The sequence below is a fragment of the Cellulomonas shaoxiangyii genome (assembly GCF_004798685.1).
GTDB lineage: Bacteria > Actinomycetota > Actinomycetes > Actinomycetales > Cellulomonadaceae > Cellulomonas > Cellulomonas shaoxiangyii.
The window spans coordinates 1,329,100-1,342,205 of the sequence record NZ_CP039291.1 but is presented as its reverse complement, the minus strand read 5'-3'; the positions used below and the strand labels follow the sequence as shown (position 1 = coordinate 1,342,205).

General features: G+C 75.0%; 13 protein-coding genes and 2 tRNA genes. 4 read left to right on the top strand and 11 right to left on the bottom strand.

The genetic code is table 11. The annotated features are described in order from the left end of the window. The first annotated feature begins 42 nt into the window (after positions 1–42). The gene (locus tag E5225_RS06090) at positions 43–570 is read left to right on the top strand and encodes a GNAT family N-acetyltransferase (RefSeq protein WP_135974633.1); all 528 of its coding nucleotides are present in this window, start codon (positions 43–45) and stop codon (positions 568–570) included. A 16-nt stretch (positions 571–586) separates the two neighbouring features. On the opposite strand, the gene E5225_RS06085 is transcribed toward E5225_RS06090, so the two are convergent. Then, on the bottom strand, positions 587–1,564 hold the full coding sequence (locus E5225_RS06085) for a thiamine-phosphate kinase (RefSeq protein ID WP_135974631.1): 978 nt from the start codon (positions 1,562–1,564) through the stop codon (positions 587–589). 110 nt (positions 1,565–1,674) lie between these two features. On the opposite strand from E5225_RS06085, the gene E5225_RS06080 reads away from it, so the two are divergent. Then, positions 1,675–2,142 (top strand): DUF3515 family protein, encoded by a 468-nt coding sequence (locus E5225_RS06080; RefSeq protein WP_243738358.1) that lies wholly within the window; start codon positions 1,675–1,677, stop codon positions 2,140–2,142. Positions 2,143–2,163: 21 nt separating this feature from the next. Here E5225_RS06080 and E5225_RS06075 read toward each other — a convergent pair whose 3' ends face one another. Further along, on the bottom strand, positions 2,164–3,252 hold the full coding sequence (locus tag E5225_RS06075; RefSeq protein ID WP_243738357.1) for a D-alanine--D-alanine ligase family protein: 1,089 nt from the start codon (positions 3,250–3,252) through the stop codon (positions 2,164–2,166). A gap of 144 nt (positions 3,253–3,396) precedes the next feature. Here E5225_RS06075 and E5225_RS06070 point away from each other — a divergent pair, with 144 nt between their 5' ends. Continuing rightward, a complete protein-coding gene (locus E5225_RS06070) occupies positions 3,397–4,629 on the top strand; it encodes a trans-sulfuration enzyme family protein (protein WP_135974625.1) in 1,233 nt (410 codons plus the stop codon). Between the two features lie 72 nt (positions 4,630–4,701). Here the strand turns inward: E5225_RS06070 and E5225_RS06065 are convergent, their stop codons facing one another. From E5225_RS06065 to leuC, 6 genes are all read right to left on the bottom strand, one after another. Next, the gene (locus E5225_RS06065; RefSeq protein ID WP_243738356.1) at positions 4,702–5,721 is read right to left on the bottom strand and encodes an NAD(P)H-dependent glycerol-3-phosphate dehydrogenase; all 1,020 of its coding nucleotides are present in this window, start codon (positions 5,719–5,721) and stop codon (positions 4,702–4,704) included. After that, positions 5,718–6,470 carry a lysophospholipid acyltransferase family protein gene (locus E5225_RS06060; protein WP_135974623.1) on the bottom strand — a complete coding sequence of 251 codons (753 nt, stop codon included), beginning with the start codon at positions 6,468–6,470 and terminating at the stop codon, positions 5,718–5,720. The genes E5225_RS06065 and E5225_RS06060 overlap by 4 nt, the downstream gene beginning before the upstream one ends. A 203-nt stretch (positions 6,471–6,673) precedes the next feature. Next, a complete protein-coding gene (gene murA / locus E5225_RS06055; RefSeq protein ID WP_135974621.1) occupies positions 6,674–8,005 on the bottom strand; it encodes a UDP-N-acetylglucosamine 1-carboxyvinyltransferase in 1,332 nt (443 codons plus the stop codon). 224 nt (positions 8,006–8,229) lie between these two features. After that, complete coding sequence (locus E5225_RS06050; protein WP_135974619.1) at positions 8,230–8,871, bottom strand: HU family DNA-binding protein; 642 nt, start codon at positions 8,869–8,871, stop codon at positions 8,230–8,232. Positions 8,872–8,964: 93 nt separating this feature from the next. Then, entirely contained in the window at positions 8,965–9,633 is a 669-nt protein-coding gene (gene leuD, locus E5225_RS06045) for a 3-isopropylmalate dehydratase small subunit (RefSeq protein WP_135974617.1), read from the bottom strand. A 31-nt stretch (positions 9,634–9,664) separates the two neighbouring features. Further along, the gene (gene leuC, locus E5225_RS06040) at positions 9,665–11,128 is read right to left on the bottom strand and encodes a 3-isopropylmalate dehydratase large subunit (protein WP_135974615.1); all 1,464 of its coding nucleotides are present in this window, start codon (positions 11,126–11,128) and stop codon (positions 9,665–9,667) included. Between the two features lie 110 nt (positions 11,129–11,238). Between leuC and E5225_RS06035 the strand changes: the two genes are divergently transcribed. Continuing rightward, complete coding sequence (locus E5225_RS06035) at positions 11,239–11,958, top strand: IclR family transcriptional regulator (RefSeq protein ID WP_135974613.1); 720 nt, start codon at positions 11,239–11,241, stop codon at positions 11,956–11,958. Between the two features lie 221 nt (positions 11,959–12,179). Here the strand turns inward: E5225_RS06035 and E5225_RS06030 are convergent. The 3 genes from E5225_RS06030 to E5225_RS06020 all read right to left on the bottom strand — a co-directional run bounded on the left by E5225_RS06030 (position 12,180) and on the right by E5225_RS06020 (position 13,093). Next, a tRNA-Glu gene (locus tag E5225_RS06030) sits at positions 12,180–12,252 on the bottom strand. A gap of 137 nt (positions 12,253–12,389) precedes the next feature. Beyond that, positions 12,390–12,461: transfer RNA gene (locus E5225_RS06025), tRNA-Gln, on the bottom strand. A gap of 173 nt (positions 12,462–12,634) precedes the next feature. After that, the gene (locus tag E5225_RS06020) at positions 12,635–13,093 is read right to left on the bottom strand and encodes a DUF6912 family protein (RefSeq protein ID WP_135974612.1); all 459 of its coding nucleotides are present in this window, start codon (positions 13,091–13,093) and stop codon (positions 12,635–12,637) included. Positions 13,094–13,106: the final 13 nt, after the last annotated feature.

Here is a 13,106-nt window from a genome sequence, read left to right as displayed (position 1 = left end):
GGGCCCTCGTGCTGCGTGCGACCCCTGTGGCACGCTGGCGTCATGGTCGAGCAGATCGTCGACGAGGTCACCATCCGCCCCGCCACGCCCGACGACGCGCAGGCCATCGCCGACGTGCACGTCCGCTCCTGGCAGGAGGCGTACGCCGGCATCGTCCCCGCCGAGTACCTGAGCGGTCTGGACGCGGCCGCGCGCGGCAGCCGCTGGCGCGAGCTCCTGACCGCCGGCCCCGCGGACCACGTCCGCACCTTCGTCGCCGAGTCCGGGGGTCGGCTGCTCGGCTTCGCCTCCTACGGCCCCTCGCGCGACGAGGACGCCCGCCGCGGCGAGCGCGAGATCTACTCGATCTACCTCGACCCCGGCACCTGGGGGCACGGCGTCGCGCGCGAGCTCATCCGGACCGTCGTCGCCGAGGCGGGCGAGCACACGCCCCTCGTGCTGTGGGTCCTCGCGGCCAACGAGCGGGCACGCCACTTCTACCGCCGCCACGGGTTCCAGCCCGACGGCGTCGAGCGCCTCGAGGACGTCGGCGGCGCCGAGCTGCTCGAGATCCGCTACCGCCGCGGCTGAGCCCTCCGCGGGATCCTCAGTCGGCGAAGTGGTCCCAGCCGACGGACCCCGCGCGCGGCGGGCGCCCGTCCACGAGCACCGGCTCGCCGCCGCGCTCACGCACCACGCCGACCGGGCGGAAGCCCTCCGGCAGCGTCGCGTCGGCCGGGAACGTCGCGAGGAGCCCGTGGTCCTCCCCGCCGGCGAGCAGCCAGTCGTCGACGGCCACCCCGAGCGCGTCCGCGGCACCGCGGAGCCGGGCCACGTCGTCCGCGAGCACGGTGCCCGGCGGGCCCAGGTCGAGCGTCACGCCGCTCGCCCGGGCGAGGCGGCGGCCGTCCCGCAGCAGGCCGTCGGACACGTCGAGCATCGCGGTGGCGCCGCCCCGCGCCGCGAGCGCGCCCGCCTCGACCAGGGGCTCGGGCGAGCGGTAGGCGGCCACCAGGCCGGCGTCGAGCTGGGGGCGGCCCGCGGCCAGCAGCGCCCACCCGGCCCCCGACCAGCCGCAGCGTCCCGCCAGCGCGACGACGTCGCCCGGCCGGGCACCCGTGCGCCGGACGGCGGTGCGGCCCTCGAGGTCGCCGTGCGCCGTGACGGCGACGACGAGCACGGGCCCGGACGAGAGGTCACCGCCCACCACGCCGACGTCGAGCGGGCGGCACGCGTCGCCCAGCCCCGCCGCGAGCCCCTCCACCCACGCCGCGGGCGTGTCCCCCGGCACGACGAGCCCGACGACGAGGGCCGTCGGGCGGGCGCCCATCGCGGCGACGTCGGCGAGGTTCTGCATCGCCGCCCGACGGCCGACGTCGGCGGCGGTCGACCAGTCGCGCCGGAAGTGCACACCCTCGACGAGCACGTCGCACGTGACCACGACGCGGCCGTCGGGTGCGGCGACGACAGCCGCGTCGTCGCCGGGCGGCACGAGGGTGCGCGAGCCCACCGGCAGGTGCGGGAAGATCCGGTCGAGCAAGTCCTGCTCGGTGAGGTCACGGACGCGGGGACTCTCGGCGGCCACGGCCACACGCTATGCGCTGCGGCGCCGCGCCCGCGCACCGGCACGGCCGCGCACGCGCCCCGTCCCGACCGCGGGCCGGGACGTCCGGCGGCGGCGGGTACCGTGGAGACGTGTCACCCCGCCGTGCCCTGCCCCTCGCCGCCGCGGTCCTGGTGACCCTCGCGGCGTGCGCCCCCACGGTCGCGGTCGACGTGGCCCCGCACGCGGCGGACCCGGTGTGCGCGTCGGTCGTGCTCGCCCTGCCAGACCAGCTGTCGGAGGACCTGCCCCGCCTCGAGACCGACGCGCAGGCGACGACCGCCTGGGGACGTCCCGACGCCGCGGTCGTGCTCCGCTGCGGGGTCGAGCCGCTCGGCCCGACGACCGACCGGTGCCAGTCCGTGACGACGCCGAACGGCCCGACGATCGACTGGGTCGTCGTCGAGGAGTCGGGCGACTGGCGCTTCACGACCTACGGGCGCGTGCCCGCCGTCGAGGTACGGGTGCCCGAGGCCGTGACGGAGTTCAGCACCACGTCGTTCGTCGACCTGCTCGGTCCCGCGGTGGCCCTGACGACGCAGGAGCGCGCCTGCCTCTGAGCAGCGCGCGCCCGCGCCGGGTCAGCGCAGGCCGGTCGACCGCTCGAGCGCCAGGCCGACGAGCTCGTCCACGAGCTCGGCGTACGGCACGCCCGTCGCCTCCCACATCCGCGGGTACATCGAGTACGGCGTGAACCCGGGCATCGTGTTGATCTCGTTGACCACGACCTCGTCGTCGGCCGTGACGAACACGTCGACGCGGGCCAGCCCCTCGCACCCCACGGCGTCGAAGGCCCGGACGGCCACCTCCCGGACGCGCTCCGTGACGTGGGGCGGCAGGTCGGCGGGGCAGGAGAGCACGACGCCGTCCTCGTCGAGGTACTTCGCCTCGAAGTCGTAGAACGCGTGCCGGTCGTGGGTGACGACGACCTCGCCCGGCAGCGACGCGCGTGCGGGAGCCCCCGCGCGGCCGCCGAGGACGCCGCACTCGACCTCGCGCCCGACGATCGCGGCCTCGACGACGACCTTGGGGTCGTGCCGGCGCGCCTCCGCCACGGCGTCCTCGAGCTGCGAGCGCTCGACCACGCGCGTGATGCCGAGGCTCGAGCCCGCCCGTGCGGGCTTGACGAACAGCGGCAGCCCGAGGTCCGCCACGAACGCGTCGAGCGTCGCGGCGTCGGCGGTGGCCCCGCCGGGCAGCACGCGGAAGGGCCCGACGGTCAGGCCGGAGCCGGCCAGCACGAGCTTCATCATGTGCTTGTCCATGCCGACGGCGGACGCGAGCACCCCCGAGCCGACGTAGCGCACGTCGGCGAGCTCGAGCAGCCCCTGCAGCGTGCCGTCCTCGCCGAACGGACCGTGCAGCAGCGGGAAGACCACGTCGACGGCGCCCAGCGTGCGTGCGACGCGCCCGTCCTCGACCACCTGCACGTCCCGGTCCACCGTGCCCTGCGGCAGCACGACGCGCGCCGACGCGCCGTCGACCTCGGGCAGGTGCCCGTCGCGGATCGCCCAGCGGTCGGGGTCGTCGTCGGCGAGCACCCACTGCCCGGTGCGCGTGATGCCGACGGCGACCACGTCGTACCGTGCACGGTCGATCGCCCGCAGGACACCGCCCGCGGTCGCGCAGCTGATCGCGTGCTCGCCCGACCGGCCCCCGAAGAGGACCATGACGCGCGGTCGGTCACCTCCCCGGGCGTGGGGGTGTCCGTCGGTCGTCGGGTCGGTCGCGGGGGCAATCGTGGCGTCCATCGCCGACCGACCCTACCGGGCGGGGACGGGGCCCGGGTGCGTCCTGCGGGCTACCCTGCCCGGGTGGACCGTCCGCACACCCCGCCGCACGCCTCGTCGCCCCCCGCGCGGCTCTCCCCCGACACGATCGCCGTCAGCGCGGGCCGGCCCGCGCGCACGCCGGGTGCCGCCGTGAACCCGGCCGTCGTGCTGTCGTCGACGTACGTCTCCCAGGGGGAACCGGGGGCCGGCGAGCACCTCTACGCCCGCAGCGGCACGCCCACCTGGGAGCCGTTCGAGGAGGCCCTGGCCGCGCTCGAGCGCGCGGGGCACGCGGACGCCGGCCGTGCGACCGACGGCCCACCCGCGGTCGTGCTGGCCTCCGGCATGGCGGCGATCGCCGCCGTGCTGGCGCTCGTGCCCGTCGGCGGGCGCGTCGTCGTGCCGCGGCACGCGTACCAGGTCACCCTCGTCCTGCTGCGCGAGCTGGCCGAGCGGGGCGCCCTGACGGTGGACCTCGTCGACGTCGCGGACACCGACGCCGTCGCGGCTGCCGTGCGCGGCAGCGGGGACGTCCCGCCGGCCGCGATGCTGTGGCTCGAGTCCCCGACCAACCCGATGCTCGAGGTCGCGGACGTCGCGTCGCTGGTCACCGCCGCGCACGGGGTCGCGGCGCTCGTCGCGGTCGACAACACGTTCGCCACGCCGCTCGTGCAGCGCCCGCTCGCGCTCGGTGCCGACCTCGTCGTGCACTCGGTGACGAAGTACCTCGCCGGGCACTCCGACGTCGTCCTCGGCGCCGTGGTGACGGACGACGCGGACCTGCACGCGCGCGTGGTCGCGCACCGCACGACCCACGGCGCGATCGCCGGGCCCTTCGAGGTCTGGCTGGCCCTGCGGGGCCTGCGCACGCTGGCCCTGCGCGTCGAGCGGTCGCAGCGCAGCGCCGCCGAGCTCGCACGCCGCCTGGCCGCCCACCCGGCTGTGCGCGAGGTACGGCACCCGAGCCTCCCGGACGACCCCGGCCACGCCCGCGCCACCGCGCAGATGGACGGGTACGGGTCCGTGCTGGGGGTGCGGCCGGTCGGTGGTGCCGCGGGGGCCGACGCGTTCGTCGCGGCGGTGCGCCTGTGGGTGCCGGCGACGAGCCTGGGCGGCGTGGAGTCCACGCTCGAGAGGCGCCGCCGGTTCGGCACGGAGTCGCTGACGGTCCCGGAGGACCTCGTCCGGATGAGCGTCGGCATCGAGGACGTCGACGACCTGTGGGCGGACCTCGAGACCGCCCTCGACGCGGCACGGGCGGTCGCCGAGGACTGACCGGCACGGGCCCCTGCGGGCCAGGTCCCGGCCGGCCCCGCAGGCCGGCACCCGGCCCGGGAGCGCGGAGGGCTAGACGCCCTCGGCCTTGTGCGGGCGCGCCAGCAGCAGCCCGGCGAGGCGGTCGACCGGCAGGTCCTCGTGCAGCACCTGCACGACCGCGGACGTGATCGGCATCTCGACACCGAGCGACGTCGCGAGCTCCAGGACCGACCGGGACGACTTCACGCCCTCCGCCGTGCCGCCCGTGGCGACGATCGCGTCGTCGAGCGTCATGCCGCGCCCGATGTGCACGCCCAGGGTGTGGTTGCGCGAGTCCGGCGACGCGCACGTCGCCATGAGGTCGCCCATGCCGGCCAGGCCGGGGAACGTGTCGGCGTCGGCGCCGAGCGCCAGGCCGAGACGCGTGATCTCGACGAGGCCGCGCGTGATGACGGTCGCCATCGTGTTGTAGCCCATGCCGCGGCCCTGCGATATGCCGACCGCGAGCGCGATGACGTTCTTCACCGCCCCGCACAGCTCGACGCCGACGACGTCGCGGTTGGTGTAGGGACGGAAGTAGGACGACGCGCACGCACGCGCGACGATCCGCGCGGTCGCGTCGCTCGCCGACGCCACGACCGTGGCGGTCGGCTGACGCAGGGCGATCTCGCGCGCGAGGTTCGGCCCCGACAGCACCGCGACCCGGGCCGCCGGGAGCCCGAGGCTCTCGGCGACGACCTCGCTCATCCGCCGGTCGGTCCCCAGCTCGACGCCCTTCATGAGCGAGACGACGACCGTCTGCGGGCCGATCGCGTCGGCGAGCGGCACCAGCACGTCGCGCGCCCGCTGCGACGGCACGGCCACGGCGACGACGTCGGCCCCGCGCAGCGCGGCGCGCGCATCGTCGCTGGCCGTCACGCCCGCCGGCAGCTCGACTCCCGGCAGGTAGCGGCTGTTGCGGCTCTCCGTGGCGATCTCCCGCACCGTCGCCGCGTCCCGGCCCCAGACGGTGACGGTGCAGCCGGCGTCCGCCAGGACCGCGGCGAACGTCGTCCCCCAGCTCCCCGACCCGAGCACCGCAGCGCGCAGCGGCGCGTCGACGGACGTCACTCGCCCTCCCGCCCGTCGCCGGTGGGGGCGGCAGGGGCCGCGGGCGGGCGGCGCATGTCGAACGGCTCGGCGGGCGCCTGCTCGCCCCGCACCTGCTCGAGCTGCCGGGTGATCGCGGTCATCACGCGGCCCGTCGCCTCCCGCAGCGTCGCGGTGTCCTGCGGGCGGTCGTAGAGGTCGGACAGGTCGACCGGCGGCCCCGCCACGACGGTGACCTTCTTGCGCGGGAACGGCCTGGGCACCTTGCCGTACCGGGCCAGCAGGTCCTGCGGACCCCACTGCGCGATCGGCACGACGGGCGCCCGGGTCGTCAGGGCGAGACGGGCCACCCCGGTCCTGGCCGTCATCGGCCACAGGTCGGGGTCCCGGGTCAGCGTGCCCTCGGGGAAGACCACGACGCACTCCCCCTCCGCCAGCGCCGTCACGGCGGTGAGCAGGGAGTCCCCGGCCGACGCCGTCTCGCGGTGCACCGGGATCTGTCGCGTCGCACGCAGCACCCGCCCGAGGACCGGCACGGAGAACAGCGACGCCTTCGCCAGGACGCGCGGCACGTGACCGTGGTCCCACAGGTAGTGGGCGAGCGTGAGCGGGTCGGCCTCGGTCATGTGGTTCGACGCCGCGATGAACCCGCGGTCGGTCGGCAGGTGCTCCCCCCCGTGCCAGTCGGGCCGCGACACCGCGAACATGAGCGGCCGCACGACGCGGGCGATGGCGCGGTAGGCACGGGTGGAACGCTGCGGCGACGGCACGGGACAGGATCGTAGCCGTCACCGCTGCACCGTCCGCCGCCCCGCCCACCCCCCTGCGCCCCGGCGCGGGTCGCCCGGGTCCGGGGACGCGGGGACGCGCGACGGGGCCGGTCGCGGGTGCGACCGGCCCCGTGGCTGCGGACTGCGGAGGGCGTGTGCTGCGGCTGGTGCGGGCTGCGGCTGGTGCGGGCTGCGGCGGCGCGTCAGCGCACGGGGACCGGCTCCCGGCTGAACTGGGCGCCCAGGGCGTCGAGCTTGTCCGTGAAGCGCTCGTACCCGCGGTCGATGAGGCTGATGCCGCGCACGGCCGACGTGCCCTTGGCCGTGAGGGCCGCGATGAGGTGGCTGAACCCGCCGCGCAGGTCCGGCACCTCGATCTCCGCGGCGGACAGCGGCGTGGGGCCCGAGATGACGGCCGAGTGGTAGAAGTTGCGCTGCCCGAAGCGGCACGGCCGCCCGCCCAGGCACTCCTTGTAGACCTGGATCGTCGCGCCCATGCCCACCAGGGCGTCGACGAAGCCGAACCGGTTCTCGTACACCGTCTCGTGCACGATCGACAGGCCGCGCGCCTGGGTCAGCGCCACGACGAGCGGCTGCTGCCAGTCGGTCATGAACCCGGGGTGCACGTCGGTCTCGAGCTGCAGGGAGCGCAGGTCCCCGCCGGGGTGGAAGAACCGGATGCCGTCGTCGTCGATGGTGAACTCGCCGCCGACCTTGCGGAACGTGTTGAGGAACGTCGTCATCTCCGGCTGCGTCGCGCCGCGCACGTACACGTCGCCGCCCGTCGCCAGCGCGGCCGACGCCCAGGACGCAGCCTCGATGCGGTCGGACAGCGCGGTGTGCTGGAAGCCGAAGAGGCGGTCGACGCCCTCGATCCGGATCACGCGGTCGGTCGCGACGGAGATGATCGCGCCCATCTTCTGCAGGACGTTGATGAGGTCCATGATCTCGGGCTCGATCGCGGCGTTCGACAGCTCCGTGATGCCCTCGGCACGGACGGCGGTGAGCAGCAGCTGCTCGGTCGCCCCGACGCTCGGGTACGGCAGCGCGATCTTCGTGCCCTGCAGGCGGCGCGGCGCACGGATGTGGATCCCGTTGTCCGTCTTGTCCACCACGGCACCGAACTGGCGCAGGATGTCGAGGTGGTAGTTGATCGGCCGGTCGCCGATCCGGCAGCCGCCCAGGTCGGGGATGAACGCCTCGCCGAGACGGTGCAGCAGCGGGCCGCAGAAGAGGATCGGGATCCGGCTCGAGCCGGCGTGCGCGTCGATGTCCGCGACGTGCGCCTGCTCCACGTCCGTGGGGTCGAGGCGGAGGATCCCGCCCTCGGCGTCGGCGTCCACCCGGACGCCGTGCAGCTCCAGCAGCCCCGTGACGACAGCCACGTCGCGGATCTGGGGAACGTTGCGCAGCTCGCTCGGGGTCTCGCCGAGGAGTGCGGCGACCATCGCCTTGGAGACGAAGTTCTTGGCGCCACGGACGGTGATGTCTCCGCGCAGCGGGTTGCCACCGTCGACATACAGCAGGTCGGTCATGGCCCCATGCTCCACTACCCACCACCCGTGCCGCACCACGACGCTGCCGGCGTGGGCGGTCATCGCGAAACTCTCACATTCGCGGGGGCGTGTGGTGCGGGGTGCGGGCGCGCGCGTCCGCGGGTGCGAGCGTGCAGGCACCGACCGCGGCCCGTCGCGGTGGAGCGGGACCTCGAGCCCGGCGTGGAGCCCGTCGACTACCTGCCGGACATCGCGACGGTCGACTACTTGCGGCCCTTGGCGGCCGTCGACTTCTTACGGCCCTTGGCGTCCGCCGCCTTCCTCCCGGCCTTCGCGTCGGCCGACTTCTTGCCGCCCTTGGCGGCCGTCGACTTCTTACGGCCCTTGGCGTCCGCGGGCTTCTTCCCGGCCTTCGCGTCGGCCGACTTCTTGCCGCCCTTGGCGTCCGCCGACTTCTTCCCGGCCTTCGCGTCCGCCGACTTCTTCCCGGCCTTCGCGCCGCCCGACGTCGTGCGGCCCGTGGACGCGCCCGTCGAGGCCGTCAGGGCCTCGCCGTCCACCGCCGTGCTCACCGCAGTGCCCGCCGCCGTGCCCCCCGGCACGTCGGCCGCACCCCGGCGCCCGGCGACCGCGGCGCGCAGCCCCGACCCCGGCCGGAACCGGGTGACGGTCGTGGCGGGCACCTGGACGGGCTCACCCGTCCGCGGGTTGCGGGCGGCCCGGGCGGCGCGCGGCACCGGCTCGAACGTCCCGAAGCCCGTCAGGGTCACGCGCTCGCCCGCGACGAGCGCGGCGGTGATCTCCGCCAGCACCGCCTCGACCGCCGTCGACGCCTGCGTGCGCGTCCCTCCGCCGTCGGCCGTCCGCGCGGCCACCCTCGCCACGATGTCGCTCGTACCCGCCATGTCCGACGCTCCTCCCGGACCCGCACGCTCAGCGCGCCTCACGGCCACGCTAGCGGGCGGACCCGGGATGCGACGCGGACGCGCCGCGCGAGCTCAGGCGAGCCGCGTCGTCCCCAGCTCGACGCCCACGACGGGACGCGCCGGGCGCACCTCGACCGAGGGGAGGTGCTTGGCGGGCAGCGTGCGCGGCCGCCACGCCTCGCGACGCTCCTCGAACGCGGTGATCTCGTCGACGTGCTGCAGCGTGAGGCCGATGTCGTCGAGGCCCTCGAGCAGGCGCCAGCGCGTGTACTCGTCGACCTGGAACGGCACGACCACGTCGTCCGCGAGCACCGTCCGCGCCTCGAGGTCGACCGTCACCTCGGTGCCGGGACGGGTCTCGAGGACCTTCCAGAGCAGCTCGACGTCCTCCTGCGCGACCTGCGCGGCGAGCAGGCCCTGCTTGCCGGAGTTGCCGCGGAAGATGTCGGCGAACCGCGACGCGATGACGACGCGGAAGCCGTAGTCCTTGAGGGCCCAGACGGCGTGCTCGCGCGAGGACCCCGTGCCGAAGTCGGGGCCGGCCACGAGCACCGATCCGGCGCGGTACGCGTCCTGGTTGAGGACGAACGACGGGTCGCCGCGCCACGCGGCGAACAGCGCGTCCTCGAAGCCCGTGCGGGTGACCCGCTTGAGGTACACCGCCGGGATGATCTGGTCGGTGTCCACGTTGCTGCGCCGCAGCGGGACGCCGACACCGGTGTGCTGGGTGAACTTCTCCATGAGGGTGGTCCTGTCCGAAAAGGTGGGGGCGTCAGGCGGACTGCAGGGCGTCGGTGCGCACGAGCGGGCTGCCGTCGGGCACCGGCACGTCCGGGCCCAGGTCCGCGACGGACGACAGCGTGCCGCGGATGGCGGTCGCCGCGGCGACCAGCGGCGAGACGAGGTGCGTCCGGCCACCCTTGCCCTGCCGGCCCTCGAAGTTCCGGTTGGACGTCGACGCGGAGCGCTCGCCCGGCGCGAGCTGGTCGGGGTTCATGCCCAGGCACATCGAGCAGCCGGCGTTGCGCCACTCGGCGCCGAAGTCGAGGAAGATCCGGTCGAGCCCCTCGGCCTCGGCCTGCAGGCGCACGCGCGCGGACGCCGGGACGACCAGGACGCGGACGTCCTCGGCCTTCTTGCGGCCCTCGACCAGCTTGGCGACGGCGCGCAGGTCCTCGATGCGGCCGTTCGTGCACGAGCCGATGAAGACCGTGTCCACGTGGATGTCGCGCAGCGGCTGGCCGGGCGTCAGACCCATGTACTCGATGGCGCGCTCGGCGGCGACTCGCTCGTTGGCGTCGGCGATCTCCTCCGGCACGGGGACCGCGCCCGACAGCGGCAGGCCCTGGCCCGGGTTCGTGCCCCACGTGACGAACGGCTCGAGGTCGGCGGCCTCCAGCACGACCTCGGCGTCGAACACGGCGTCGTCGTCCGTGCGCAGCGTGCGCCAGTACGCGACCGCGGCCTCCCAGTCGGCGCCCTCGGGCGCGTGCGGACGCCCCTCGAGGTACGCGAACGTCGTCTCGTCCGGAGCGATCATGCCCGCGCGGGCGCCGGCCTCGATCGACATGTTGCAGATGGTCATGCGGCCCTCCATCGAGAGGGACCGGATCGCCTCGCCGCGGTACTCGAGCACGTAGCCCTGCCCGCCGCCCGTGCCGATCTTCGCGATGATCGCGAGGATGATGTCCTTCGCCGTCGCACCCGGCGGCAGCTGGCCGTCGACCGTGATCGCCATGGTCTTGAAGGGCGCCAGCGGCAGCGTCTGCGTCGCGAGCACGTGCTCGACCTCGCTCGTGCCGATGCCGAACGCGAGCGCGCCGAAGGCGCCGTGCGTCGACGTGTGGGAGTCGCCGCAGACCACCGTCAGCCCGGGCTGCGTGAGGCCGAGCTGGGGTCCCACCTGGTGGACGATCCCCTGGTCGGCGTCCCCGAGCGAGTGGATGCGGACGCCGAACTCCGCGGCGTTGCGGCGCAGCGTCTCGATCTGGGTCCGGCTCGTCGTGTCCGCGATCGGGCGGTCGATGTCGAGCGTCGGGGTGTTGTGGTCCTCGGTCGCGATCGTGAGGTCCGGCCGACGCAGGGGACGGCCCGCGAGCCGCAGGCCCTCGAACGCCTGCGGGCTGGTCACCTCGTGGACCAGGTGCAGGTCGATGTACAGCAGGTCGGGTGCGCCGTCCGTGCCGCGGCGCACCACGTGCGCGTCCCAGACCTTCTCCGCCAGCGTGCCGGCCATGTCGTCAGTTCCTCTCCTCCGGGCGGGGGACCCGGCTCGCGACCCGACTCTCGGGCCCCGTCTCGCGTGTCTGTCTTGCATCTCAGTCAGCGAGACGTCAATATCGACCTATGGACAACTCTAGCGGAGTCGGCGTCCTGGACAAGGCTGCGTCGGTGCTGAGCGCCCTCGAGGCCGGTCCGGCGACCCTCGCACAGCTCGTCGCCGCGACCCATCTGGCGCGCCCCACCGCTCACCGCCTCGCCGTCGCGCTCGAGCACCACCGGCTCGTCGCCCGCGACCTGCAGGGTCGCTTCATCCTCGGGCCGCGCCTCTCCGAGCTGTCGACCGCCGCCGGGGAGGACCGGCTGCTGGCGGCCGCGGGGCCCGTGCTCGCCCTGCTGCGCGACCACACGGGCGAGAGCGCGCAGCTGTACCGCCGGCAGGGCGACCAGCGCATCTGCGTCGCCGCCGCCGAGCGCCCGATCGGACTCCGCGACTCCATCCCGGTGGGCGCGACGCTGACCATGCAGGCCGGCTCGGCCGCCCAGATCCTCCTCGCGTGGGAGGAGCCGGACCGCCTGCACCGCGGGCTCCAGGGAGCCAAGTTCACGGCGACCATCCTCTCCGGCGTCCGGCGCCGCGGGTGGGCGCAGTCCGTGTCCGAGCGGGAGGTCGGCGTCGCCTCCGTCTCCGCGCCCGTCCGCGGGCCCTCCGGCCGCGTCGTCGCCGCCGTCTCCGTGTCGGGCCCCCTGGAACGCCTCTCGCGCCAGCCGGGCCGGCTGCACGCCGCCGCGGTCGTGTCGGCCGCGAACCGGCTCACCGAGGTGCTGCGCCGCACCGCCGACTGACGCGTCCGTCCTCGCCGCTCTGCGCCGACGCCCCGGTCCTCGAGACCGGGGCGTCGTGCTGTCCGCACGGGCACGCGTCGGCGATCGTCGGCCGGTGCGCGACCGCCGCCCGTGCCGGCCGGTCGTCCCTGGCCACCCTCGCCGTACGACGCGAGCACGCCCCGACCCACGCCCACGACGCAGCGAGGCCCGGTCACCAGATGGTGACCGGGCCTCGTCTGTACCCCCGACCGGATTCGAACCGGCGCTACCGCCGTGAGAGGGCGGCGTGCTAGGCCGCTACACAACGGGGGCCTTGCGCACGACCCGTAGGTCGCGTGCCGAGTGGACACTCTACCCGACGTCCCGTCCGAGTCGGAAACTCGGGCGGAGCCGGGCCCGCCGCGTACGACGGGTGTCCGTGCTGCCCACGGATCGCTCCGCGGACTGCGCTGGGGTACCAGGACTCGAACCTAGACTAACTGAACCAGAATCAGTCGTGCTGCCAATTACACCATACCCCAAGGGCTGTGACCTGCACCGATACGTCTCGGAGCGCGACCCGGGGGTCGATCACCAGCGCCGTGGTGCCGCACCCGTGGGCGCCGCACCGGCAGTGGACACTACCCGAGCGACGGGCACTCGGTCCAACCGGTCGCGCCCGGACGCACCCCGGGCCGCGCGTTCGTGACCCACCTCACGCGCGCGGGATGTCCGCCACCTCCGTGACGTCGTACCAGAGCAGGTCCCGCTCCTCGAGGCGCTCGAGGGCGTCCTCGTCACCCGCGGCCGCCGCGGCGACGTCCTCCGCGGCCTCCGGCTCGTCGACGTGGATGCTGACGATCTGGTCGAGGCCGACTCCGCACACGACGTCGACGGCGGACGGGACGGTGGTCGTCGCGGGCGCCGTGACGCAGGCGTCGGCGACGTCGGCGGCGACGAGCACGCGCAGGCGCGGTGCGTCCGGCCGACCGGCGAGCAGGACGAGGCTGCCGTCCGCCGCGCTCGCCTGCGCCGCGTACTCCCAGCCCTCCTCGTCCTCCTCGCTCCAGGCCGCGCGCAGCGCGGCAGTGACCGCGTGGGCAGGGCGGGGGTCGAGGAGGACCGGGGAGGACTCCTGCAGCTCGTCGAGGGTGACAGGGATGTAGACGCGCACGGGCACAGTCTGC